Annotated in this window: 18 protein-coding genes; 6 read left to right on the top strand and 12 right to left on the bottom strand. The window is 71.2% G+C overall.

All coding sequences use genetic code 11. The annotated features are described in order from the left end of the window. Nucleotides 1-76 precede the first annotated feature (76 nt). Nucleotides 77-2,230, bottom strand: coding sequence for an ATP-dependent Clp protease ATP-binding subunit (locus tag VD659_RS07775; protein WP_423260543.1), 2,154 nt, complete (start codon nucleotides 2,228-2,230; stop codon nucleotides 77-79). 185 nt (nucleotides 2,231-2,415) lie between these two features. Here VD659_RS07775 and mptB (VD659_RS07770) point away from each other — a divergent pair, with 185 nt between their 5' ends. Together mptB (VD659_RS07770) and mptB (VD659_RS07765) are read left to right on the top strand one after the other, a co-directional pair. Beyond that, the gene (mptB, locus tag VD659_RS07770; RefSeq protein ID WP_423260542.1) at nucleotides 2,416-3,936 is read left to right on the top strand and encodes a polyprenol phosphomannose-dependent alpha 1,6 mannosyltransferase MptB; all 1,521 of its coding nucleotides are present in this window, start codon (nucleotides 2,416-2,418) and stop codon (nucleotides 3,934-3,936) included. A gap of 26 nt (nucleotides 3,937-3,962) precedes the next feature. Further along, the gene (gene mptB, locus VD659_RS07765) at nucleotides 3,963-5,537 is read left to right on the top strand and encodes a polyprenol phosphomannose-dependent alpha 1,6 mannosyltransferase MptB (RefSeq protein ID WP_423260541.1); all 1,575 of its coding nucleotides are present in this window, start codon (nucleotides 3,963-3,965) and stop codon (nucleotides 5,535-5,537) included. Here the strand turns inward: mptB (VD659_RS07765) and VD659_RS07760 are convergent. The 6 genes from VD659_RS07760 to VD659_RS07735 form a co-directional block, all read right to left on the bottom strand. Next, nucleotides 5,509-6,648, bottom strand: a complete 1,140-nt coding sequence (locus tag VD659_RS07760; RefSeq protein WP_423260540.1) for a class I SAM-dependent methyltransferase — start codon at nucleotides 6,646-6,648, stop codon at nucleotides 5,509-5,511. The genes mptB (VD659_RS07765) and VD659_RS07760 overlap by 29 nt on opposite strands. A 92-nt stretch (nucleotides 6,649-6,740) precedes the next feature. Then, complete coding sequence (locus VD659_RS07755; protein ID WP_423260539.1) at nucleotides 6,741-7,166, bottom strand: heat shock protein transcriptional repressor HspR; 426 nt, start codon at nucleotides 7,164-7,166, stop codon at nucleotides 6,741-6,743. A gap of 39 nt (nucleotides 7,167-7,205) precedes the next feature. Then, a complete protein-coding gene (locus tag VD659_RS07750) occupies nucleotides 7,206-8,207 on the bottom strand; it encodes a DnaJ C-terminal domain-containing protein (protein ID WP_423260538.1) in 1,002 nt (333 codons plus the stop codon). Further along, nucleotides 8,200-8,796: a nucleotide exchange factor GrpE gene (locus VD659_RS07745; protein WP_137836280.1), complete on the bottom strand. Its 597-nt coding sequence runs from the start codon at nucleotides 8,794-8,796 to the stop codon at nucleotides 8,200-8,202. The genes VD659_RS07750 and VD659_RS07745 overlap by 8 nt, the downstream gene beginning before the upstream one ends. Nucleotides 8,797-8,799: 3 nt before the next feature. Then, the gene (gene dnaK, locus VD659_RS07740; RefSeq protein WP_423260537.1) at nucleotides 8,800-10,668 is read right to left on the bottom strand and encodes a molecular chaperone DnaK; all 1,869 of its coding nucleotides are present in this window, start codon (nucleotides 10,666-10,668) and stop codon (nucleotides 8,800-8,802) included. Nucleotides 10,669-10,872: 204 nt separating this feature from the next. Then, nucleotides 10,873-12,552: a trypsin-like peptidase domain-containing protein gene (locus tag VD659_RS07735; RefSeq protein ID WP_423260536.1), complete on the bottom strand. Its 1,680-nt coding sequence runs from the start codon at nucleotides 12,550-12,552 to the stop codon at nucleotides 10,873-10,875. Nucleotides 12,553-12,768: 216 nt separating this feature from the next. Here VD659_RS07735 and VD659_RS07730 point away from each other — a divergent pair, with 216 nt between their 5' ends. Beyond that, nucleotides 12,769-14,172 carry an MFS transporter gene (locus tag VD659_RS07730; protein WP_423260535.1) on the top strand — a complete coding sequence of 468 codons (1,404 nt, stop codon included), beginning with the start codon at nucleotides 12,769-12,771 and terminating at the stop codon, nucleotides 14,170-14,172. A 17-nt stretch (nucleotides 14,173-14,189) separates the two neighbouring features. Here the strand turns inward: VD659_RS07730 and crcB are convergent, their stop codons facing one another. From crcB to VD659_RS07705, 5 genes are all read right to left on the bottom strand, one after another. Then, on the bottom strand, nucleotides 14,190-14,567 hold the full coding sequence (gene crcB / locus VD659_RS07725) for a fluoride efflux transporter CrcB (RefSeq protein ID WP_423260534.1): 378 nt from the start codon (nucleotides 14,565-14,567) through the stop codon (nucleotides 14,190-14,192). Then, nucleotides 14,564-15,058 (bottom strand): fluoride efflux transporter FluC, encoded by a 495-nt coding sequence (locus VD659_RS07720; protein WP_423260532.1) that lies wholly within the window; start codon nucleotides 15,056-15,058, stop codon nucleotides 14,564-14,566. Before VD659_RS07720 ends, crcB begins: the two co-directional genes overlap by 4 nt. Before the next feature lie 186 nt (nucleotides 15,059-15,244). Beyond that, the gene (locus VD659_RS07715; RefSeq protein WP_423260531.1) at nucleotides 15,245-16,075 is read right to left on the bottom strand and encodes a copper resistance CopC family protein; all 831 of its coding nucleotides are present in this window, start codon (nucleotides 16,073-16,075) and stop codon (nucleotides 15,245-15,247) included. Continuing rightward, nucleotides 16,072-16,884, bottom strand: coding sequence for a YcnI family protein (locus VD659_RS07710; RefSeq protein WP_423260530.1), 813 nt, complete (start codon nucleotides 16,882-16,884; stop codon nucleotides 16,072-16,074). The genes VD659_RS07715 and VD659_RS07710 overlap by 4 nt, the downstream gene beginning before the upstream one ends. 102 nt (nucleotides 16,885-16,986) lie before the next feature. After that, nucleotides 16,987-17,634, bottom strand: a complete 648-nt coding sequence (locus tag VD659_RS07705) for a hypothetical protein (protein ID WP_423260529.1) — start codon at nucleotides 17,632-17,634, stop codon at nucleotides 16,987-16,989. A 204-nt stretch (nucleotides 17,635-17,838) separates the two neighbouring features. On the opposite strand from VD659_RS07705, the gene VD659_RS07700 reads away from it, so the two are divergent. The 3 genes from VD659_RS07700 (at nucleotide 17,839) to VD659_RS07690 (ending at nucleotide 22,015) form a co-directional block, all read left to right on the top strand. Further along, on the top strand, nucleotides 17,839-18,828 hold the full coding sequence (locus tag VD659_RS07700; RefSeq protein WP_423260528.1) for a sigma-70 family RNA polymerase sigma factor: 990 nt from the start codon (nucleotides 17,839-17,841) through the stop codon (nucleotides 18,826-18,828). Between the two features lie 347 nt (nucleotides 18,829-19,175). Continuing rightward, nucleotides 19,176-20,156, top strand: a complete 981-nt coding sequence (locus VD659_RS07695) for a hypothetical protein (protein ID WP_423260527.1) — start codon at nucleotides 19,176-19,178, stop codon at nucleotides 20,154-20,156. Nucleotides 20,157-20,242: 86 nt separating this feature from the next. Continuing rightward, on the top strand, nucleotides 20,243-22,015 hold the full coding sequence (locus VD659_RS07690; protein ID WP_423260526.1) for a hypothetical protein: 1,773 nt from the start codon (nucleotides 20,243-20,245) through the stop codon (nucleotides 22,013-22,015). Nucleotides 22,016-22,265: the final 250 nt, after the last annotated feature.

Here is a 22,265-nt window from a genome sequence, read left to right as displayed (position 1 = left end):
AAAGGCCCGGCCCCGCACAAGCGGGACCGGGCCTTCGGCGTTTCCGAAGCAGTTGCCGTCGGACCGTAGGCCGGAGCTACACCGCCCCGACGGTCAGCCCGTCGCCGTCGGCATCCACGTCGACCCGCACCGTGTCGCCGTCGCGCACGACCCCGGCGAGCAACGCCATCGCGAGCTTGTCGTCGATCTCGTGCTGCATGAGGCGGCGCAACGGCCGGGCCCCGTAGAGGGGGTCGTAGCCGTGCGCAGCGAGCCAGCTGCGCGCATCCGGAGTCACCGCGAGCGACAGCCGCCGCCCGGCGAGCCGGCGCTCGAGACGGTCGACGTAGAGCGACACGATCTGCGCCAGGTCGCCCTCCGAGAGGGCGTCGAACACCACGATGTCGTCGAGCCGGTTCACGAACTCGGGCTTGAACGCCTGGCGCACGGCCTCCTGCACGAGCGCGGTGCGGTCGTCGGGCGACAGCGTCGGGTCGACCAGGAACTGCGAACCGAGGTTCGAGGTGAGCACGAGCAGGGTGTTGCGGAAGTCGACCGTGCGGCCCTGCCCGTCGGTGAGCCGGCCGTCGTCGAGCACCTGCAGCAGCACGTCGAAGACCTCGGGATGCGCCTTCTCCACCTCGTCGAGCAGCACGACGGAGTAAGGCCGCCGGCGCACCGCCTCGGTGAGCTGCCCGCCCTGCTCGTAGCCGATGTAGCCGGGAGGGGCTCCGAGCAGCCGGGCCACCGAGTGCTTCTCGCCGTACTCCGACATGTCGATGCGCACGAGGGCGCGCTCGTCGTCGAACAGGAACTCGGCGAGCGCCTTCGCGAGCTCGGTCTTGCCCACGCCGGTGGGCCCCAGGAACAGGAACGAACCCGTCGGGCGGTCGGCCTCCGAGATGCCCGCCCGCGAGCGGCGCACCGCGTCGGAGACGGCCCGAACGGCGGCCTTCTGGCCGATCAGGCGCTTGCCGAGCTCCGCCTCGAGGTGCAGCAGCTTCTCGGTCTCACCCTGGGTGAGACGGTCGACCGGGATGCCGGTCCACTGCGCGATGACCGCCGCGATGTCGTTGGCGTCGACCTGGTCGTTCACCATGCGCTCGGCACCCTCGGAGTCGATCTCCGCCGCCTCGGCCTCGGAGAGCTGGCGCTCCAGCACCGGGATCTCGCCGTAGAGCAGCCGCGAGGCCTGCTCGAGCTTGCCCTCGCGCTGGGCGCGCTCGGCCCGCATGCGGGCGTTGTCGAGCTTCTCCTTCAGCTCGCCCACGCGGTTCAGCGCCGCGCGTTCGCGGTCCCACCGCTCCTGCAGGCCGGCGAGCTCCTGGGAACGGATGCGCAGGGTCTCGCGCAGGGCCGCCAGGCGCTCCTTCGAGGCGTCGTCCTTCTCCTTCTTGAGCGCGAGCTCCTCGAGCCGCAGCCGGTCGACACTGCGGCGCAGCTCGTCGATCTCCACCGGAGCGGAGTCGATCTCCATGCGCAGGCGCGACGCGGCCTCATCGATCAGGTCGATGGCCTTGTCGGGCAGCTGACGGCCGGGGATGTAGCGGTTCGACAGCGAGGCGGCGGCCACGAGCGCCGCATCGGCGATGGACACCTTATGGTGCGCCTCGTAACGCTCCTTCAGGCCGCGCAGGATGGCCACGGTGTCTTCGACCGAGGGCTCCCCCACGAACACCTGCTGGAAGCGCCGCTCCATGGCGGCGTCCTTCTCGATGAACTCGCGGTACTCGTCGAGCGTGGTGGCGCCGATCAGGCGCAGCTCGCCGCGGGCCAGCATCGGCTTGAGCATGTTCGACGCCGCCACCGAGCCCTCGCCGCCGCCGGCGCCCATCAGGGTGTGCAGCTCGTCGATGAAGGTGATGATCTGGCCGTCGGCGTCGTTGATCTCTTTGAGCACGGCCTTCAGCCGCTCCTCGAACTCGCCCCGGTACTTGGCGCCGGCCACGAGCGCCGCCAGGTCGAGCGACACGAGTTGCTTGCCCTTCAGCGAATCGGCCACGTCGCCCGCGACGATGCGCTGGGCGAGGCCCTCGACCACGGCCGTCTTTCCGACACCGGGCTCGCCGATGAGCACGGGGTTGTTCTTGGTGCGGCGCGTGAGCACCTGGCTGACGCGGCGGATCTCGGCATCACGCCCGATCACCGGGTCGAGCTTGCCGCTCGCCGCGATCTCGGTCAGGTTGACGCCGTACTGCTCGAGAGCGCTCTTCTGCTCGTCGCCGCTCGGGGTTCCCTGGTTGGTTGCCATGCTGGCTCGCATTCTCCCTATAAACTTGAGTGGACCTGACTCAAGTTTAGCAGAATGGATGTTCTCGCGCTAGCGGCAAAGACGCTCCGCGCCCGTCCGTGACCCATCGCTGGCTGATATTCAGCTGAACGTGGTAAGAAATAGGCGTGTATGTCCTCTCGCCGCGCGTACGACTGATCCTCGGGGTGGTCGGTTCCGTCAGCATCGCTGTCGGCTCGCTCGGCGTCGGCTGGCTGAGTCCCGCCTCCAGCATCCAGAGCTGGCTCCTGATCGATCTGCTCCGCAACACCCGCGGCGCGGTCGCCATCTGCGGCATCCTCGTGGTCGGCGGCGCGCTGCTCCTGCTCGCGGCCTGGCTCGCGCTCGGCGTCTCGCTGTTGCGCACCCGGCAGGGCGCAGCAGACGCAACCACCCCCAAGACGGAGTCGGCGACGGATGCCGCGACCGCCTCCAAGCAGGCCTCCCCGCTCCGCCAGGTGGTGACCTCGGCGATCGCCTGGGGCATCCCGCTGCTCGTCACCGTGCCGATGTTCAGCCGCGACATGTTCGCCTACGTCGGCCAGGGCCGCCTGATGGCCGCCGGCATGAACCCCTACACCACCGGCATGGCCGACCTGCCGGGCTGGTTCGCCCTCGGCGTCGACCCCCTCTGGGCCGACACGCAGACCCCCTACGGCCCCGTGTTCGTGTGGCTCAGCAAGCTGACAGTGATGGCGACGGATGCGCTGCCCACCGAGGTGCCGATCTTCATCTTCCGGCTGCTCGCGGCGGGCGGCCTCGCGATGCTGGCCTACTACGCCTGGCGCATCGCCCGCCTGCGCGGCCTCAACGAGGCCGGCGTGCTGTGGATCGTGGCCGCCAGCCCGCTCGTGCTGATGAACTTCGTGGTGGCCGGCCACAACGACGGCCTGATGCTCGGCTTCATCGTGGGCGGCGTCTACTACGCCCTGAAAGACCGGCCCATCCTGGGCACGATCTTCGTGGCCGTCGCCATCGGCGTGAAACCGATCGCCCTCATCGCCCTGCCCATCATCGGCCTCATCTGGGCTGGGCAGAACGCCGGCTGGGGCGCCATCATCAAGCGCTGGCTGGCCGTGGCGAGCATCGCGCTCGGCGGCATCGCCGTGCTCGGCTGGGGCCTCGGCATCGGCATCGGCTGGGTCTCCGCGCTGGCGACCCCCGTCACCATCTCCTCCTGGTACGCCCCCGCGAACATCCTCGGCATCAGCGTCGGCGGCCTCGCGAACGGCGTGGGACTGTCCGGTGACATCACGCAAGAGGTGTTCAAGCTCGGGATGCTCGGCCTCGGCTGCACCGCCGCCGCCTACCTCGTGATCGCCAAGCGCCGCGTCGACCCGCTGTGGCTGCTCGCCGGATGCTTCGCCGTGATCATGCTCTCCTCGCCCGTGCTGCACCCCTGGTACGGCATCTGGCTGCTCACCTTCTTCGCGCTCGCGGGCGTCGACCGGCTCTGGCGCATCCGCGTCGTGGTCTACTCGACGGCGTTCTTCATGCTCATCGGCCTCGCCGAGCCGTTCGACCTCATCCCGCGGTTCGACCACGACACGATGATCCCGGTGGCCGTCATCGGCACCGCCCTCATCGGCTTCGCGGCCATCCTGATCGGCACCGAGCTCACCCTTAAGAACCGCTTCCCGGCCCGCGTGCTGGCAGCGCCGGCGCTCCGCACCCGCGCTCTGCGGTAGTGCTCTCGCTTCCGCCGCGCCTCCGGTTGGCGCTCGGGTTCCTCGGTTCGCTGGCGATCACAGCCGGTTCGCTCGGGGCGGGCTGGCTGCCCTCGGCGATGCGCCTGGCCGCGCGCCCCGAGATCATCGCGCTGCGCGACACGCGCGGCGCCGTGGCGGCCTGCGCCCTGCTCGTGGTGGGCGGCGTGCTGGTGCTGCTGTTCTGCTGGCTGTCGCTCGGGCTCTCGCTCGGTCTACCCCGTCGGCTCTCGCGGCGGGCCGCCGACCAAGGCTCCGCCTCCCCCGGCACAGGTGATCTGCGCCAGGTCGTCGCCTCTCTCGTGGCCTGGTCGCTGCCGCTCCTCGTCGCCGTCCCTCTCTTCAGCCGGGACATCTACGCCTACATCGGCCAAGGCCGCCTGATGGACGCGGGCCTCGATCCTTACGCGAACGTGATGGCGGATGTCCCCGGCTGGGCGGAGGCGGGCGTCGATGTGAAGTGGTCGACCACCGTGACCCCCTACGGACCGCTCTTCGTGATGCTCCAGCGCGCGATCGTGGGGTTGACGGCATCCGCCCCGCTCGAGTTCACGCTCGTGCTCACGCGGCTGCTCTCGGTCGCCGGCCTCGCCCTCCTGATCTACTCCGCGTGGCGCATCGCCCAGCTGCGCGGCTTCGACCAGGCCGCGGTGCTCTGGGCCGTGGGCGTGAGCCCGCTCGTGCTGATGAACTTCGTGGTGGCAGGTCACAACGACTCGCTCATGCTCGGCCTCGTGGTGGCCGGCGCCTACCAGGGCCTGAAGGGCCGTCCGGTGCTCGCCACGGTGCTCGTGACGGCCGCCATCGGGGTGAAGCCGATCGCTCTGGTCGCGCTTCCCGTGATCGGCCTGATCTGGGCCGGGGCCGACGCCGGATGGGGGCGCGTGATCGCCCGCTGGGCGGCCGTGGCGGGCATCGCGGCGGGCGGGATGCTCGCCCTCGGCGCGGGTCTCGGTGTGGGCCTCGGCTGGGTGGCCGGCCTCGGCACACCGCTCGGCATCGGTTCCTGGTACTCGGTTCCGCGCTTCACCTCGCTCTGGCTACGCGACCTGGTGAACGCCCTCGGCGGTGACGGCGAGGCCTGGCGCTCCGGCGTGGTCCTGGTCTTCCTGGTGGCCGGATGCCTGTTGGCGGTCGTCCTCTACACGGTGAAGCGCCGCTCCGACCCGCTCTGGCTGCTCGCCGGCGGCTTCGCAGCCGTCGCGCTGTTCTCGCCGCTGCTGCACCCCTGGTACGGACTGTGGCTGCTCTGCCTGTTCGCGGTGGCCGGCCTGCGTCGGGCGTGGCAGCTGCGCGTGCTGATCTACGGCACGGTGTTCCTGATGGTGATCGGCACGGGAGAGGGGCTCGACCTGGTGCCGCGCCTCGTGCTCGACCCGCTCATCCTGATCCCCTCGCGCGGCACGGCCATCGTGGGTGCGGTGGTGCTCGTCGCGGTGTTCGAGTTCACGCTCTGGCGGCGCTTCACCGCGCGCGGCCTGCCGATGCCGATGCTCGCCGGGCCTCCCCTACCCCCGAGGCGCCCGCGCCGCAGCGGCGTCGCCTGGGGTGGTGTCAGCGCTTCGTCGACACCATCACCGTGAACTTCGCGTTGCGGTCGATCTGACGGGTCTCCCCCACCGCGCGATGCAGCGCTGCCCGGTAGGACAGGTGCGAGTTGAACACCGTCCAGAGCTCGCCTCCGGGCGCGAGCACGCGGCCCGCGGCCTCGAAGAGCTTGAGGGCGATGCCCGCGTGCACCGTGGAGCCGATGTGGAACGGCGGATTCAGCACGATGAGCTCGGTGCTGGCGTCGTCGAAGCCGCTCAGCGCATCCGCCCGCACCACCTCGACGCGGTCGGCGAGACCGTTCGCCGCCATCGTCTCCTGCGCTGAGGCGACAGCGGCGGCCGACTGGTCGGTGGCGATCACGGAGAGGGCGGGGCGCGCTTCTGCGAGAGCGGCGGCGAGCACGCCGGTTCCGCAGCCGAGGTCGACGGCGTTGCGCGCATCCGGTCGCATCTCGGGCAGGTGGTCGAGCAGCAGCCGGGTGCCGATGTCGATCTTGGTACCGGCGAAGGCCCCTCCGGAGGCGCACACCCACAGGCGGAGGTCGACGTGGAACTCGCGGTGGTGCAGCGGCGCCCCCACCTCGGGCCGGGCTCCGCGGGCCACGAGCACGCGCGACTTCTGGCGGGCGAGCGTGGCGGTGACCTCGGTGAACGAGGCCGAGAGCACCTCGTTCATGGCGGGGGTCATGTGCTTCACCCGGCCGCCGGCATAGACCACCACGGCGGGGTCGGCGTAGGCGGCGACGGTGCGCGCGATGTCGTCGAGCGCGGCGAGGCTGCGGGGAAGCTGCAGGAGCACGACGGTAGCTCCCTCGAGCAGTTCGCGGCCGAGCGGCAGGATGCGGTAACGGCCCGTCAGGTCGATGTCGGAGACGCGCTTGGCGTTGGCGGCGAGAGCGAGCTCGCTCGAGAGCGCATCCTGATGCACACGGATGCCGTGCAGCCCCAGCACCGCGGCCGAGGCGAGGGTGAGGGCGCCGTAGTTGTCGCCGATCACCACGACCCGGCCGGGGTCGCCGGCCGTCTGCTCGAGCGCCGCATCCGCCTCGTCGAGGATCAGCCGGTCGCTCGCGTCGACCGCGAAGAGGTTCTCGGCCTCGACGTCGGGAAAGCGGCGCAGGGCGTCGAAGGAGAACTCACTCACGCCTCAACCGTACGCGGTGTGCGGGGCCGCCCGTGGAGCGAGTGCCCCCGGGGCCGCCATCCGGCCGACCGCGCGGGAGCGCCGCAGGCCGCTCAGTCGTCGAAGCGGGGCTGCCACACCACGAGCTCGGTACGGCGCTGCGTGCGGGTGCCGTGCTTGAGCGAGATGACCTCGCCCTCGACTCCGGCGGCGAACACGCGGCGGCCGGGGCGGTTGAGCAGCTCGTCGGCGAGAGCGCCTTCGAGCTCGCGCACCCGGGCCGAGAGGGCCGACACCTGGTTCTCGAGCTGCAGGATGCGCGCGATGCCCTCGAGCGAGACGCCCTCCGAGGAGAGGCGGGCGATCTCGCGCAGCTGCACGACGTCGCGCATCGAGTAGCGGCGCGACTTGCCGGCGGTGCGGGTGGGCACCACGAGACCGAGCCGGTCGTACTGCCGGAGGGTCTGCGCGTGCATGCCGGCGAGCTCGGCCGCCACCGCGATGGCGAACAGCGGCGAGTTCTCGTTCACGTCACTCATGCGCAGACATCCTCTCGACTGGTCCGGCCCGGCACGGGCCTATTCGCGGGCCTTGGCCAGCAGTTCGGCGCGCGGGTTCTCCTGCGGCTCCACCTGGTGGAACTGCTCGAGCGCCTCGCGCTGCTCGGCGGTGAGGTGCGACGGAACCGCCACCTGCACCACGGCGAGCAGGTCGCCCTTGCCCTTGGGCGACTCGACGCCACGCCCCTTGACGCGCAGCACGCGCCCGGAGGGCGTGCCGGCCGCCACCTTGAGCTTCACCGGCGGACCGCCCAGGGTGGGCACCTCGATGGTGGCACCCAGGGTGGCCTCCACGAAGGTGACCGGAACGTTGACGCGCAGGCTCAGGCCGTCGCGCTCGAACACCGGATGCTTGCGCACCGACACCGTGAGCACGATGTCACCGGCCTCGCCGCCGTCGGGCGAGGGTTCGCCCTTGCCGCGCAGCTTGATCTTCTGCTGGTCGGCCACGCCGGCCGGGATCTTCACCGTGATCGGCTTGCCGTCCGCCGTCTGGAGCTTGATGGTGTCGCCCTTGACCGCAGTGATGAAGTCGATCGTGGTGCGGGCCGTGACATCCCGGCCCCGGGTGGGGCCGTAGGCCCCGTTGCCGAAGCCGGCGCGCTGCGAACCGAAGCCGCCCCCGCCGAACATGCCGCCGAGGATGTCGTCGAAGCCGCCGGGCGCCTGCTGGTAGCTGTAACTCTGGCCGCGGGCTCCCCCGCCGCCCTGCCCGAACATGCCGCCGAAGACGTCTTCGAAGCCGCCCCCCTGGCCCCCGCCGCCCGCTGTGAAGCGAGCGCCGGAGCCCATGGCGCGGATCTGGTCGTACTCCTTGCGCTGCTCGGGGTCGGAGAGCACCGAATAGGCCTCGGAGATCTCCTTGAACCGGGACTCGGCCTTGACGTCGCCCTGGTTGGAGTCGGGGTGGTACTGGCGGGCGAGCTTACGGTACGCCTTCTTCAGCTCGGCCTCGGAGATGTCCTTCGACACTCCGAGCACCTTGTAGAAGTCTTTGTCGAACCAGTCCTGGCTAGCCATTGGGCACCGCCACTACGACCTTGGCGGCGCGTAGCAGCGTGGACCCGAGGTAGTACCCGGATTCGACGACGTCGGCGATCGTGGGGGTCGTCACGTCGTCGCTCGGCTGCTGGAAGATCGCCTCGTGGAGCTGAGGGTCGAACTCCTCGCCGGCCGCGGCGAAGGGCTTGAGGCCCACACGCTCGACGCCCGAACGCAGCTTCGCCGCGATCGCGGTGAACGGACCGCCCTCCTCGAGGTCGCCGTGCTTGGCCGCGCGGTCGAGGTCGTCGAGCACGGGCAGCAGGATCTTCACGACGTCGCCGACGGCGCGCTCCTTCTCCACCTCGCGGTTGGCCTCGGTGCGCTTGCGGTAGTTCGCATACTCCGCGGTCACCCGCTGCAGGTCGGCGAGCCGCTCGGCCGCCAGCTCCTCGGAGGAACTCTGACCCGAGAGGAACGACAGGTCGGCGTCGCTGAGCGACGTCTCGACATCCGGGCCCTCGGCCTCGATCGGTTCGTCAGCCACGAACCCCGAGTCGGGGGTCTCTTCCTCAGAGGCCCCCGACTCGTCGTCAGGCTGACGACCGTTGTACTTGTCGTCAGTCATGGATTACTTGTCCTTCGGCTCGTCTTCGTCTTCGACGACCTCGGCGTCGACGACGTCGTCATCCGACGCGGTGGTCGACTCGGTGGGCTCCTGCTCGCCGGCGGGGGCCGAGGCCTCTGCCTGAGCAGAAGCATAGATGGCCTGGCCGAGCTTCTGCTGGCTCTCGTTGAGCTTGTCGAACGCGGTCTTCACGGCGTCGTCGTCTTCGCCCGCGAGCGCGGACTTGAGGGCGTCGACATCGGCCTGCACCTCGGACTTGACGTCGTCGGGCAGCTTGTCGGCGTTCTCCTTGATGAGCTTGTCGGTCGAGTACGCGAGCGTCTCGGCCTGGTTGCGCACCTCGGCGGCCTCACGGCGCTTCTTGTCGTCGGCGGCGTGCTCCTCGGCCTCGCGCACCATGCGCTCGATGTCCTCCTTCGCCAGCGACGAACCGCCGGTGATGGTCATCGACTGCTCCTTGCCGGTGCCCTTGTCCTTCGCGGACACGTGCACGATGCCGTTGGCGTCGATGTCGAAGGTGACCTCGACCTGCGGGATGCCGCGGGGCGCCGGCGCGATGCCGGTGAGCTCGAAGGTGCCCAGGTTCTTGTTGTCGCGGGTGAACTCGCGCTCGCCCTGGAAGACCTGGATGGCGACCGACGGCTGGTTGTCGTCGGCGGTGGTGAAGGTCTCGCTGCGCTTCGTGGGGATGGCCGTGTTGCGCTCGATGAGCTTGGTCATGATGCCGCCCTTGGTCTCGATACCCAGAGACAGGGGGGTGACGTCGATGAGGAGGACGTCTTTGCGCTCGCCCTTCAGCACGCCGGCCTGCAGGGCGGCGCCGACGGCGACGACCTCATCCGGGTTGACGCCCTTGTTGGGCTCCTTGCCGCCGGTGAGCTTCTTGACGAGCTCCACCACGGCGGGCATACGGGTCGAGCCACCGACGAGCACCACGTGGGCGATGTCGTTGACCGAGACGCCGGCCTCGGCGATCACGTCTTTGAAGGGCTTCTCGGTGCGGGCCAGCAGGTCGGCGGTGAGCTCCTCGAACTTGGCGCGCGTGAGCGTGACGTCGAGGTTGGCCGGGCCGTTCTCGGTGAGCGAGAGGTAGGGCAGCGTGATGCTGGCCGACATGCCGGAGGAGAGTTCCTTCTTGGCCTGCTCGGCGGCCTCCTTCAGACGCTGCTTGGCGATCTTGTCGTTGGAGACGTCGACGCCGGTGGTGTCCTTGAAGTTCTTGATCAGGTAGTCGACGACCCGCTGGTCCCAGTCGTCGCCGCCGAGGCGGTTGTCACCGGCGGTGGAACGCACCTGGATGGTGGAGAAGTCGTCGTCTTTGCCCACCTCGAGGAGGGAGACGTCGAAGGTTCCGCCACCGAGGTCGAAGACCAGGATGAGCTCGTCTTCCTTGCCCTTGTCGAGGCCGTAGGCGAGCGCGGCCGCGGTCGGCTCGTTGATGATGCGGAGCACGTTGAGGCCCGCGATCTCGCCGGCCTCCTTCGTGGCCTGGCGCTCGGAGTCGTTGAAGTAGGCGGGAACGGTGATGACGGCATCCGTCACGGTGTCGCCCAGGTAGGACTCGGCGTCGCGCTTCAGCTTGGCCAGGATGCGCGCCGAGATCTCCTGCGGCGTGTACTTCTTGCCGTCGATGTCGGCCTTCCAGTCGGTACCGATGTGGCGCTTGACGCTGGAGATCGTGCGGTCGACGTTGGTGACGGCCTGGCGCTTCGCGGTCTCGCCGACGAGCACCTCGCCGTCCTTGGTGAATGCGACCACCGAGGGGGTGGTGCGGAAGCCCTCCGCGTTCGCGATGACGGTGGGTTCTCCACCCTCGAGAACGGCGACCACCGAGTTGGTGGTTCCGAGGTCGATGCCTACTGCACGAGCCATGCTGGCTGCTCCTTCTGTCGTGTTGCTGGATGTATCGAAGTCTTTCAAGACCTGAGCCTTGTGACCTCAAGTTTTCCAGACCCTCGACCCCAAGTCAAGTTCTCCCAGCAAAACTTGAGTTAACTCGGCTCAACTTCAAGAAGAGAACCCCCTGACGCCGGAGAGAGTCAGGGGGTTCGGGGTGCCGCGGGGTGCGGGGGGGGGTCAGACGGCCGGGCCCTGCACCAGGGTGACGGTGGCGGTCTGCGAGGTGCCGGCCGTGGTGGTCCAGGTCAGGGAGACCTGCTCGCCGGGTTCCATGGCGCCGAGCACCGAGGAGAACTGGGTGCCCGAGGTGATGGCCGTGCCGTTCACGGCGGTGACGACATCGCCCGCGGCGAGCCCGGCATCCGCACCCGGGGTGCCCGCCACGACACCCGCGATGACCGCGCCGGTGCCCGAGGTGTTGGACTGGCCGGTGCGCGAGCCGGTGGAGCTCTGCGCCACCTGCACGCCGAGGAAGCCGGGGTAGCCGATCTCGATGGTCGCGGTGTCCTGGCCGGCCTCGATCTGGGTCACGATGTCGAGCGCGGTCGAGATCGGGATGGCGAAGCCGGTGATGTTCGCCGAGCCCGACGACGCCGCCGTGTCGATACCCACGACCTCACCCTGCTCGTTCAGCAGGGGCCCACCGGAGTCACCCGAGACGATGTCGGCGTCGACCTGGATGAGGCCGTCGAGGGTCTCGCCCGAGACGCCGGTCTCGCTCTGGGTGGTGATGGTCTGGTCGGTGGCGGTGACGCTGCCGGCGGCGGCCACGAGGTTGCCGGTGCCCTCCGCGTTGCCCACGGCGGTGACGGTGTCGCCGGTGGAGGCGGCGGTCGACGAGAGCGAGGCGGTGCTGAGACCGGATGCGCCCTCCAGCTGCAGCACGGCGATGTCGTTGGTCTTGTCGGTGCCCACGACGGTGGCCGTGTAGGTGGCGCCCGTGGTCTCATCCGTCACCTGGATGCTCGTCGAGCCCTCGATGACGTGGTTGTTGGTGAGGATGAGGCCGTCGGAGGTGAGGATGATGCCCGTGCCGGCCGACTGCGCGTTCTGATAGGTGAGGTCGGAGACGATGGTCACCACGCCCGCGGTCTGGGCGGCGGTGGCCGCGACGGCCGAGGAGCCCGAGGTGCCCGACGAGCCCGAGCTCGAGCCCCCGTTGCCGTAGCCGTTCCCGTAGGAGTAGCCGTAGCCGTTGCCCGAGCCGTAGGGCGAGGTCGTCGTGCCGGAGCCGGAGCCGGTCGAGCCCGACCCGGTGCCCGTCGAGCCGGAGGCCGGGTCGTCGAGGAGGGCGGTCGAGGCGCTGTTCGAGGAGTTGGCGGACTGGTTCGCGGCGAAGGTGGCGCCGCCGGCGCCGAAGCCCACGGCGAGCGCGAGGGCGGTGAGCCCGCCGACGAGGGCGACGCGCCCGCGCCTGCCGCGGAGGGCGGCACGACGGTCGCGGCGAGGCGGCTGGCCGCCCTGGCCCGACTGCTGTCCGGTCTGCTGGTAGTAGGCCATCTGCTCGACGGTCATCGGCTGCGGGGCGCCGTATTGGGGGGCGCCGAGCTGAGGGGCGCCGTACGGTGCGGCGGCGTACTGCGGCGCGCCCGGGTAGCCCATCACGGGGAAGGCCGGGAGGCCTGCGACGTTCTGCGCGTCGGGGCGGGGGAAGTAGACGGGCCCCTGCTCGGTGTGCGCGATGACCGGGGTGACCGGCTCGACCGGGGCGCCCACGGGCGCGGCCTGCTCAGGCGTCGGCGCCGACGCATCCGCCGGCTGCGCGCCCGGTACGGCCTGGGGCTGGGGCGCCTGGGCCTGGGGCGCCTGGCCCTCGGGTGCCTGGCCCTCGGGGTTCTGGTTCTCGTTCTCGTTCATGATTGCGTCCTTGGTGTGAGGCGATGGTGGAGTCTGCTGGGGGCATCCGTTCGATGCGATGGAGCCATCTCACCCTCCCGAGCAAAGCGCGGCCTGGGGGCGGGTTATGACCTCCCTATGACGAACCCGGATGTTTCCTGTGCGCCAATAGACGGCACTCACAATCGGCAGGCCCCAGAGCCCCCGTTGTTCACCGCCTGCCACTACTGTTTCCCCATGACCGTGGGTGCGACCGCCAGCGAACTCAGCTCTCCCTCACCCGCCGACTCGGGTCCGACGCGCGGCCGTGTGCTCGCGTGGGGCCTCTGGGACTGGGGCTCGGCCTCGTTCAACGCGGTCATCACGACCTTCGTCTTCACCGTCTACCTCACGAGCAACGCCTTCGGCGGCGAGACCGCCGTGTCGGCCCAGCTCGGCGTGGCGATGACCATCGCCGGCGTGCTCGTCGCGCTGCTCGCCCCCATCACGGGCCAGCGATCCGATCGCCGCGGCCGCCGCAAGCTCTGGCTCGCAGTGAACACCTACATCGTGGTGGTGCTCTCGGCGGCGATGTTCTTCGTGGCGCCCGATCCCGGCTACCTCTGGCTCGGCCTCTTCCTGCTCGCGGCCGGCACCATCTTCTACGAGTTCGCCACGGTCAACTACAACGCCATGATCACGCAGGTCTCGACCCCCAAGACCATCGGCAAGGTCTCGGGTTTCGGCTGGGGCATGGGTTATGTGGGCGGCATCGTGCTGCTGCTGATCGTGTACTTCGGCTTCATCGAGCCCATCGGCGGGACCGCGCTGTTCGGGGTTCCGCCGACCGACGGGCTGCCGGTGCGCGTCACGATGCTCGTCGCGGCCGTCTGGTTCGGCCTGTTCGCGCTGCCCGTGCTGCTGCGGGTGCCCGAGTACCACGCGCCGGCCAAGCCGGGCGGAGCGGATGCGGCGGCCGCGCCGCGCGTCGGATTCTTCGCCTCGTACGGGGTGCTGTTCCGCGACATCCGCACCCTCTACCGCGAGAGCCGCCAGACGGTGTACTTCCTCATCGCGAGCGCCGTGTTCCGCGACGGCCTGACCGGCGTCTTCACCTTCGGCGGCGTGCTGGCCGCGGGCTCGTTCGGCTTCTCCTCGGGCGAGGTCATCATCTTCGCGATCGCCGCGAACATCGTGGCCGGCGCCTCCACCATGCTGGTCGGGCTGCTCGACGACAGGTTCGGCGCCAAGCCCGTCATCATGACCTCGCTCATCGGCCTCGTGATCAGCGGCACGGCGGTCTTCTTCCTGCACGACGGCGGGCAGACCGTGTTCTGGATCTTCGGCCTCATCCTCTGCGCCTTCGTCGGGCCTGCGCAGTCGGCCAGCCGCTCCTTCCTCGCCCGGCGCATCCCCGCGGGCCGCAACGGTGAGATCTTCGGCCTCTACGCCACCACCGGCAAGGCGGCGACCTTCCTCGCCCCGGCCATGTTCACGCTCTTCATCGGCATCGGCGCCGCCATCAACGGACCGGATGCGAACGTGCAGTACTGGGGTGTGCTCGGCATCGTCCTGGTGCTGTTCGTGGGTCTGCTGCTGCTCATCCCGGTGCGGAGCAACGACGTCGTGGTCGGCGATCCGGCGGAACCCGCCGCGAAGTAGCGCTCAGCGGCTGCCGCTCAGGCGAGCGAGCCCAGCCACAGGCCGAGCACGGCCGCCGCGACGGACGCGACGAGCATCCCGAGCCCGTTGGCGAGCGCCGGCAGCACGCGCCCGCTCTGCAGCAGCCGCACGGTCTCGAAGCTCGCGGTGCTGAAGGTGGTGTAGCCGCCGAGGAAGCCGCCGCCGAGCACGAGCCGCCACTCGTCGCCCACGAGATGGGTGAGCGCGATGCCGGTGACGAGACCGAGCAGCAGGGAGCCCGAGACGTTGATGACCGTGGTGCCGAGCGGATAGTTCAGGCGCAGGCGCGCCCGGATGGCGCCGTCGACGAAGAAGCGGGTGGCGGCGCCGACACCGCCGGCCGCCGAGAACACGAGGAACAGGAGCGGGGTCACGAGCGCGCTCCCTTCCGGCGCCGGCCGAGCAGGCCGCCGACGGCGATGCCGAGCCAGCTCGCGACGGCGCCGAGGAGAACCGTGGCCACCGCGTAGACGACAGCCGGTCCCGGCTGGCCGCCGGTGAGCAGCAGGCCCGAGTCGGTGGCGAGCGCGCTGTAGGTGGTGAAGCCGCCGAGAACCCCGGTGCCCACGAAGAGGCGCAGGCGGCGACGCCGGCCCTCGTCGCTGCCGCCGAGGGCGAGCGTCTCGAGCAGCGCGCCGAGCACGAAGGCACCGACGATGTTGATGCCGAAGATCGCCACCGGGTAGGGGCCGACGGCCGGGACGGCGAGCACGATCAGTTCACGGAGCCCGGTGCCGATCATTCCGCCGAGAGCCACGAGGGCGAGGTAGCCAGGCTGCACATGGGCGGGCAGCGGTCGCGACGCCGTGGCCTCTTCGACGTCGCTGTCGGCCGGCAGCTCGGGATTCGAGTCGGAGGTGCTCACCGGTTGTCCTTCCCCTTCCGCCGGAGGCCGCGCTCCGGGCGTCGCGGGTCGTCGTCCAGCGTAATCTCCGCGGGCTGGGCGGTTCCGCATCCGCTCGCCCGGTTTCCGACGACCGGGACGCGAATCGGCGCGGGGTGAGTGGAGGGGGTGACCCCGGTCGCCGCAGCGCCGGGGCCACCCGCTCCATCACGCGCGGGGTGCGCCCGAGTCGCGCGGGGCGTCGGGTTCCTGCGCATCGCCCGGCGCCACCGGATCGCCCTCGCCGCCGGGCGAGCGGCGTCGACGCACCACGACGACGGCCACGACCCCCACGACCACCAGCACGGCGAGGGTCGCGCCGAGGCCGATCCAGAGGAACGCCGTGGTGTCGGATGCCGCGGACACCGCCGGGGTCGTGATCGGCGCCGGCGTGCCGAGCGAGGCCCCGCCGACCGGGGTCGCTGGCGCGGAGGCGGTCGGAGCCGGTGAGGCGATGGAGGTCGCCGCGCCACCGGGCGCCGCGCTGCTCGTCGGCTTCGCCCCTCCACCGGCACCGGCCAGCGGGCCCTCGTAGTCGAACGCGAAGGTGCCCGACACCGCGTGCCCGTCGGCCGAGACGGTCTGCCACAGCACGGTGTGCGTGCCGAGCGCCGTCGGCGCGGCCTTGATGCTCAGCGTGCTGTCGACGATCGTGACGCCGCCGGTCGCGATGTTCGCCCCGCTCGGGTCGTGCACCTCGATGGCGATCGCCGCGGTCGCGTCGGCGAGGGGCGGCTCGTTGAAGGTGAGTGACACCTCGGTAAGCGCCTCGGTGACCGTGGAGTCGGCCGCCGGGCTCGTCGACTCGAGGAAGTCGTGGGCGGATGCGCCCGGCGCAGCGCCCAGGCCGACCGCCGGCAGGAGCGTCGCCGCACCGACCGCGACCAGGGCGGCGAGTGCGAGCAGGCGCGCCCGCCTCACCGCGCGTGCGTTCGCCTCGCCCGACCCGGCACGCGCGGCCGCAGGCGCGATCGTGTGGACCGAGCCGAGACGGCTCATGAGAGGTCCGTCCGGCTCGCGGTCGAGGCGCCGGCCGCCGCCGGCCGCCGCAGCAGCCCGATGACGGCCACCACCAGCGCGATCGCCCCGAGCGCGAAGCCACCGATGCCGAAGCCGAGGGCAGCCGAGGTGGACGCCGAGGATCCCGACGACCCGCCGTCCGCCGCCGCGCCGGCGCCGGCATCCGCCGCCGCTGTGACCACGGGCGTCGAAGCCGACTCGTCATCGGCCGGCGGAGTGTCGTTCACGTAGAGCACGGGCGCCGGATGCTCCGGCTCGGCTCCCGAGGCCGGGGTCGGTTCGGTCCAGTCCACGACCGATCCGTCGGAGTAGCCCTGGTGCACCGGCAGCAGCAGGCTGCCCACGTCGGGCACCGCCCCCGCCGAGATCGGGAACTCCTGGAACTGGCCGTCGGCGATGCCGCCTCCGGCGTCGGCGGTCCAGACGACCGAGAGCGGAGCCTTGGTCAGGGTGACGTCGCCCGAGACGACCGGGGCGGGCAGCGCGCCGGTGACGACCTTCGCGCTCCACCCCGGAACGGGCTGGTAGGAGACGCTCGTGAAGGGCGTGTCGGCCGGCAGGTCGATGGTCACCGAGGTGGTGACGGCCGTGGCCGACTCGTTCGGCACCTTGAAGGTCAGGGTCGAATAGCTGCCGGCGGCGGCCTGCCCGGGCTCGACGTGCACGTGGGCGCTCGCGGCGAGCGGAGCGGCCGCGAGAACGGCGACAGCGGTGAGCACGGCGGCGGCGGAGCCGATCGCAGCACGGCGGGAGGGTGTGCGCGTGGGCGCGGAGGAACGGGTGTTCATGAAGAGTCCTTGAGGAAGGCAGGATGCGACGGCCCTGCGGAAAGCGGGTTGGAAGGCGTTGCGAGCACGCGTATCCGGCCCGCCGGTTCGATCCGGTCGGGCTCAGGGATGCGCGGCGAAAGCCGGCGGCGGCCCGCGGTGGCGGAGGCCGCCGAGCAGCAGCCCGAGATCGCGCAGGCGCTCGACGACGGCGAGGCCGTCGGCCCGGATCGGGCTGCGCTCCGGCAGCGGAACGATGAACGGCAGGCGCACGAGGGCGCCGAGCCGCAGCAGCGCGAGCGCGGCGAGACTGCGGAGCGCCACGCCTCCCCGGTGCAGCAGGGCGATCGTGACGAGGGCGGCGACGGCGTGGCCCGCCCACATCCCGGCGTCCATTCCGGATGCCCCGTGGGCGCCGTGCTGGCCCGTTGCGGCGAGCGCGGACAGGCTCGCCACCGCGTCCGGAGCGGTCGTCGCCATGCCGTGGTGCCCCCCGGCTCCCGACGCCGGCCCGAACACGCCGGGAGCGCCGACACCGAAGAGGATGTGGAACGCGAATTGGCTGATCAGAACGGATATCGCCAGCGTCGGCAGGCGCATCCGCCTTCCGGCGAGCGCCACGCACACGACGAGCGAGAAAGCGGCCGCCACGGCGAGCCCCGCTCCGCCGGGAGCGCCTCCGCCGGCAGCGACGTGCGAGAGGGCGGCGACGAGCAGCGCGACCCCGGCGGCGACGGCGCCACGAACGGCCTGCTGGCCCCGTGCACTCATCCTGTCCGCCTTCCGACCGCGTTCTCGTGACCCCAGCCTACGAGACGGCAGCGGGCGCATCCGGTCACTCCCGGAGCACGAGGGGCCGGAGCATTGCACTCCGGCACGACCCGTGTCAAGCCCCCGTCCCCCCATTAGGGGGTCAGCAGGTGCCTGGCATAGCCTGCCGAATGACCCCGGAAGAACATCAGGCAGGAGATGAAGATGTCACGCTCAGCAGTTGTTTCCCTCCCCGCAGCGTCCGATCTCGACGACGACGAGGGTGAGCCCCGGGCCCGCCTCAGCGAGATCCGCGGCGCATCCGAAGACCCGGTGAAGGACTACCTGCGGCAGATCGGACGCACGGCCCTCCTCAGCGCCGAAGACGAGGTCGATCTCGGGCGCCGCATCGAGGTGGGCGTCATCGCCGCCGCGAAGCTCGCCGAGGTGCCCGTGATGGACTCCACGCTGCAGCGCGAGCTGCAATGGCTGGCCCGCGACGGCCAGTCGGCCAAGCGGATGCTCATCCAGGCCAACCTGCGCCTGGTCGTCTCCATCGCCAAGCGCTACCTCGAGCGCGGCCTGCCCTTCCTCGACCTGATCCAGGAGGGCAACATCGGCCTCGTGCGGGCGGTCGAGAAGTTCGACTACCAGGCCGGCTTCAAGTTCTCGACCTACGGCTCGTGGTGGATCAAGCAGGCCATCAACCGTGCGCTGGCCGACAGCGGCCGCATCATCCGCATCCCGGTGCACACCTCGGAGAAGATCAGCATGATCACCCGCATGCAGCGGCGCCTGGTGATCGAGCTGGGCCGCGAGCCCGCGATCGACGAGATCGCGAGCGCCGTCGACCTGCCGCCGGCGAAGGTGCAGGAGCTGCTGCGCCACGGCCGCGACACGGTCTCCATCCACACGCCGGTGGGAGACGACGACGCCGAGCTCGGCGACCTCATCGAGGATTCGACGCAGCCGCAGCCTTTCGACGCCGCAGCCGCCACCTTCCAGCACGAGGAGCTGGCAGTCGCCCTGGCCACCCTGCCCCCGCGCGAGGCGCGCGTGGTGTGCATGCGCTTCGGTCTCGACGGAGCAGACCCGATGTCGTTCGACCAGATCGGCGACGCGCTCGGCGTGAGCCGTGAGCGTGCCCGGCAGATCCAGCGCCGGGCGCTGGGGATGCTGCGCGACGAGTCGCTGCACGACTACCTCATCGCCTGATCGAACTCGCGTAGTCGCTTCGCTCTCGAAGGCCCCGGATGGCGACATCCGGGGCCTTCCTCGTGCCCGCATCCGTCGACTACCTATTTTCTACCTAGTCCCCCGGTCGGGGGCACAGGGGGTTGACACACGGCAGACACAGGACGATTGTCGGAGGTACTGAAGTCCCAGCGCAGGGGGTGACTGTCGTGGACTGGAAAACCGAAAAGCACTCTCCACGGCTTCTCCGAATCGGACTCGCGGCCGCTGGAGTCGCTACCGGCTGGCTGATTCTCGGGATCGCCCTCGGCTCCTCCTCGGCCTCCGCCGAGGAGTCGCAGCCGCCGTCGGGGTCGCTTCTCGGATCTGTGACCTCGGCCGTGTCGTCGACCGTCGGGTCGCTCGACGACACGGTCGGAGCCCTCACCGGCGCCGTCGGCGGCGCCGTCTCCGGTGTGGACACGACCCTCGTGCAGCCGGTCACCGACGCGGTGGTCGAGCCCGTGGTGGCTCCCGTCGCGGATGCGCTCCCCGCACCGGTCGGGGACGTCGTGGCCGCCGTGCCGGATGTCGTGAGCGGCGCGACCGACGCCATCGCCTCCGATCCCGTCGCCGGCATCGTGACGCCCGTGGCCGACGCGGTCGACGGCGTCGTCGCGCAGCTGCCCCTGGTGCCTCAGATCGTCGGCCCGGCGCCCGTCGGATCCCTCACCGACCAGGTTGCCGCCACGGTCGACACCGCCCTCGGCGGCGCGGCCGGAGCAGTCGCCCCGATCGCCGGAACCGTGACGGCGCCGCTCGCCGGCTCCCCGGCCGGCTCGGGTTCCGGAAGCGGTGGGATCCCCGGGATCCCGGGCTTCCCGGGCATCGACCTTCCCGGTTCGGGCACGAGCGTCGGCACCTCGACCGGCGTCGTCGGCACCGGTTCCGCGACGCCCGCGGTTCCCCGCGGGCCCGCCGTTGCGGTCGGCGTCACCACGGCATCCGGCGGAGACGTCTTCGGGCCCGCACTCGGCGGCTTCGCACTCTCCGCTTCCGGCGGCGCCGGCGCTTCTGCCGGCTCTCCCGGGGGTCAATCCTCGCCCGCCGACCCGTGGTCCGGCGGCGGCTCCGGCTCGCCCGGCTGGCCGGGTGGAACGCCGTTCGGCCCGAACGGCGGGGGAATGCCCGCACCGTCGTCGTCGAGCGGTTCCGGCGGCTCCGCGGCGGGTTCCGGCGGCGCGGCCGCGGCATCCGATCTCGGGCTGGGTGCGGTGTTCGCTCCCGCGTTCTCGGCCCTTTCCGGCAGCACGGTGAACGACGAACTCCCGTCGTCACCGGTCTTCGAGACCGACACCTCCCCCGACTGAATGAGCCCGGCTCCGCCCTGCGCGGAGCACGGACCGAAGTCTCCCCTCCGGGAGCACACCTCATTCAATCGATTCGGAGAATCATCATGAACAAGTACGTGTCCCGAGGACTGTGGACAGTCCTCATCACCGGGGGCCTGTGCGTCCTCGGTGCGGGTGTCGCCAACGCCGCTGAGTCCAGCGGCAACGACGGCGTAGCATCCGGGAGCCAGGCGCTCATCACCGTCGACGTGCCGATCGACCTGAGCGGGACAGCGGTCTCGCTTCTCGGGGACTCCTCGAGCTCGGGGTCGGAGGCGGCACCCGCCGCGCCGGCGCCGGCGCCCGTGACCGTCTCGACCAGCGGGTCGGATTCGGTCGCGGGCGGCACGCAGGCGCTGCTCGACGTGAACGTGCCGATCACCGTGGGCGGCAACGCCATCTCGGTGCTCGGCGATTCGAGCAGCAGCGACTCGACCGCAGGGGGTGCTGCGGAGGCTCCGGCCGACGCCGCACCGGCTGCGGCTGAGCCGGCGACGGATCCCGCCCCGGTCACGAGCGGCGACGACAGCGTCGCCGGCGGCACGCAGGCGCCGGTCTCGGTGGCTGTTCCGGTGACAGTGGGCGGCAACGCCATCTCCGTGCTGGGCGACTCGTCGACGACGGATGCCTCGAACGGCACCGCGGGCCCCGCGCCCGCAGCGGCCGGCTCCGGCGCCACGACGAGCGGCTCCGACGGCATCCTCGGCGGCACCCAGCTGCCGATCGATCTGGGTATCCCGGTGACGGTGGGCGGCAACGCCATCTCGGTCGCCGGCGACTCCACGTCGACGGATGCCTCGAACACCACGGGCGGAGCGGCTCCGGCCGCGCCGGCGGCGGGTTCGGGCAGCGGCCCCAGCACGAGCGGCGGCGACAGCGTTCTCGGCGGCACCCAGGCGCCCGTGAACGCGGGCGTTCCGGTGACCGTCGGCGGCAATGCCGTCTCGGTGATCGGCGACTCGACGTCGAGCGGATCGAGCACCACCACCGCCCCTGCGGCAGGTACCGGCAGCGCCGGTAGCGGCGCCAGCACCACCGGCGCGGACAGCATCGGCGGCGGCACCCAGGTGCCCGTCACGGCCGGCATCCCCGTCACCGTCGGCGGCAACGGCATCTCCGTCATCGGCGACTCCACCTCGACCGGATCGGACGTCACCACCACCACAGGCGGCGGCACCGGCACCGGGGCCACCACCACCGGCTCGGACGGCATCCTCGGCGGCACCCAGCTGCCGGTCACGGCCGGCATCCCCGTCACCGTCGGCGGCAACGGCATCTCCGTCATCGGCGACTCCACCTCGACCGGATCGGACGTCACCACCACCACAGGCGGCGGCGCCGGCACCCCGATCACGAGCGGCGACGGGGGCATCCTCGGCGGCACCCAGATCGTGCCGGTGATCTCGATCCCCGTCACCATCGGCGGCAACGCGATCAGTGTGATCGGCGACTCGGGCAGCACGGGATCGACCACCACCACCGAGCCGACCGGGCCCACCGACCCCACGGGACCGACGGACCCCACGGATCCGACCGACCCCACCGGGCCGACCGACCCGACCGGGCCGACCGACCCCACTGGGCCCACGGACCCCACGGGACCGACCGACCCCGGAACCCCGGCGACCCCGGCTGAGCCCGGAACCACCACGACCACCACGACGGTGACCGTGGCCGCGGGCTCCTCGGTGCCGCTGGCGGCAACCCAGGGCACCGGCTCCGGCAGCCTCGCGCTGACGGGCGGGAACCCGTTCCCGCTCCTGGCCGGTCTGCTCGCGATGCTCCTGGTGGGCCTCGGCCTGATCGTGGCGGCTCGTCGCAAGGCACTCGACAAGTGAGTCGCGCGTGAGGCCCTCCCGGGCCGGCCACGCGTGAGGACCGAGGCGGGGCGTCGCCACCACGGGGCGCCCCGCTGAGGCCTGCCCGGAAACGGATGTACTGGCCGACCGGCCGGGAACTCGCGGCCCGCCGTCCTCGCCGTGTTCGTCTCCTGCGCCACGCCTCAGGGCCGCACCACAAGCCTCGCCCGCCCCACAGCCGATGGCCCACGCCACCGGAGTCGGCACACCCGGCATCCGCCCGCCCCGA

Source organism: Herbiconiux sp. 11R-BC, assembly GCF_049472555.1.
Lineage (GTDB): Bacteria > Actinomycetota > Actinomycetes > Actinomycetales > Microbacteriaceae > Herbiconiux.
The sequence above is the reverse complement of the archived record's forward strand: the minus strand, read 5'-3'. Positions and strand labels throughout refer to the sequence as shown.

Bases quoted from the DNA above. Each gene is read 5' to 3' on its own strand.
- VD659_RS07775 (WP_423260543.1), bottom strand. From the start codon at position 2,230: ATGGCAACCAACCAGGGAACCCCGAGCGGCGACGAGCAGAAGAGCGCT.
- VD659_RS07755 (WP_423260539.1), bottom strand. From the start codon at position 7,166: ATGAGTGACGTGAACGAGAACTCGCCGCTGTTCGCCATCGCGGTGGCG.
- VD659_RS07750 (WP_423260538.1), bottom strand. From the start codon at position 8,207: ATGGCTAGCCAGGACTGGTTCGACAAAGACTTCTACAAGGTGCTCGGA.
- VD659_RS07745 (WP_137836280.1), bottom strand. From the start codon at position 8,796: ATGACTGACGACAAGTACAACGGTCGTCAGCCTGACGACGAGTCGGGG.
- dnaK (WP_423260537.1), bottom strand. From the start codon at position 10,668: ATGGCTCGTGCAGTAGGCATCGACCTCGGAACCACCAACTCGGTGGTC.
- VD659_RS07735 (WP_423260536.1), bottom strand. From the start codon at position 12,552: ATGAACGAGAACGAGAACCAGAACCCCGAGGGCCAGGCACCCGAGGGC.
- VD659_RS07730 (WP_423260535.1), top strand. From the start codon at position 12,769: ATGACCGTGGGTGCGACCGCCAGCGAACTCAGCTCTCCCTCACCCGCC.
- VD659_RS07715 (WP_423260531.1), bottom strand. From the start codon at position 16,075: ATGAGCCGTCTCGGCTCGGTCCACACGATCGCGCCTGCGGCCGCGCGT.
- VD659_RS07710 (WP_423260530.1), bottom strand. From the start codon at position 16,884: ATGAACACCCGTTCCTCCGCGCCCACGCGCACACCCTCCCGCCGTGCT.
- VD659_RS07705 (WP_423260529.1), bottom strand. From the start codon at position 17,634: ATGAGTGCACGGGGCCAGCAGGCCGTTCGTGGCGCCGTCGCCGCCGGG.
- VD659_RS07700 (WP_423260528.1), top strand. From the start codon at position 17,839: ATGTCACGCTCAGCAGTTGTTTCCCTCCCCGCAGCGTCCGATCTCGAC.
- VD659_RS07690 (WP_423260526.1), top strand. From the start codon at position 20,243: ATGAACAAGTACGTGTCCCGAGGACTGTGGACAGTCCTCATCACCGGG.